Below are 1170 nucleotides of genomic sequence, written 5' to 3'. Positions count from 1 at the left end.
GTCTATTGCCGCCAAAAATTAGGTTTGTTTGATGGATTGAGTGGTCGAATGTCTGACCGAAGGGAGTTATCGACCACGCCATCAAGCAAAGTTAATTTTTGGATCAAAGGCAATATCGGGTGCCCTTTTGTTTGGTTCGTTTATTTTGGGCATACAAAATAAATGAACGCCTCGCGGCAGCGTGTGGTTTAACAAAAGAGACTATCCGTTGGGTTTCGTTCCTCTACCCAACCTGCATAACCAATCGTTTTTTCTATAAAAATAAATTCGTTATACAACTTAAAATATTCTCTTATAATTTAAAGAAGGGTGCGCTTGCGCGCACCCCGGATGAGTTAGGCTGCTTTAGAAGTGTCAGCGTTTCTATCTTCCACATCATGTTCCAAAGCTTTGTTACCTGTTTGACTAATCGGAATCGATTTAGGCTTCATCGCTTCAGGAATTTCTTTCACAAGGCTGATAGTCAGCAAACCGTTGGAAAGATCGGCGCCAGTCACTTCGACGTAGTCAGCAAGGTTAAACTTACGTTCAAATGAACGATAAGCAATGCCTTGATGGAGGTATTTACGCTCTTCTTTAGCCGCTTTTTCACCTCTTACAGTCAGCACACCATTTTCAACCTGAATATCAAGCTCCTCTTGGGTGAAGCCGGCAACGGCTAGCGTGATGGCATAGCGGTTGTCCTCGATGAGCTCAATATTGTAGGGAGGGTATCCACTGGAAGTGGAGTCTGCAGTAAGTGCATGGTTAATCAGTGATCCCAAACGATCAAAACCAACACTACTACGATAAAGAGGGGTTAGGTCAATTGCATTCATGGTATATCCTCCGTTAGAAGCAATATAAAACAAAAACAATCAATGGTGAGGGCCCCTTCATGGCAGCCTCTCACGTTATTTTTAATAAGGTTTGACTCAGCAGATTTCAAGTCGTTTTATGAAATTTTTTATCTGGACAATATGAAAATGGCAATGTACTTATCAGCACAAACGGGGATATGAAAAGCTCCTAACCCCCCGTTTATTGCCGCCAAAATTTAGGGTTGGTTGATGGATTAAGTGGTCGAGTGTCTGACCGAAGGGAGTTATCGACCACGCCATCAAACAAACCTAATTTTTGGATCAAAGGCAATATCGGGTGCCCTTTTGTTTGGTTCGTTTATTTTGGGCA

At 42.5% G+C, this 1170-nt stretch carries 1 protein-coding gene; it reads right to left on the bottom strand.

The genetic code is table 11. The annotated features are described in order from the left end of the window. Positions 1 to 335: 335 nt before the first annotated feature. Positions 336 to 818: an Hsp20 family protein gene (locus tag B4K20_RS14360; RefSeq protein ID WP_349678807.1), complete on the bottom strand. Its 483-nt coding sequence runs from the start codon at positions 816 to 818 to the stop codon at positions 336 to 338. Between the last annotated feature and the right edge of the window lie 352 nt (positions 819 to 1170).

The organism is Methylophaga sp. UBA5088 (assembly GCF_002414625.1).
GTDB lineage: Bacteria > Pseudomonadota > Gammaproteobacteria > Nitrosococcales > Methylophagaceae > Methylophaga > Methylophaga marina.
The sequence above is the reverse complement of the archived record's forward strand: the minus strand, read 5'-3'. Positions and strand labels throughout refer to the sequence as shown.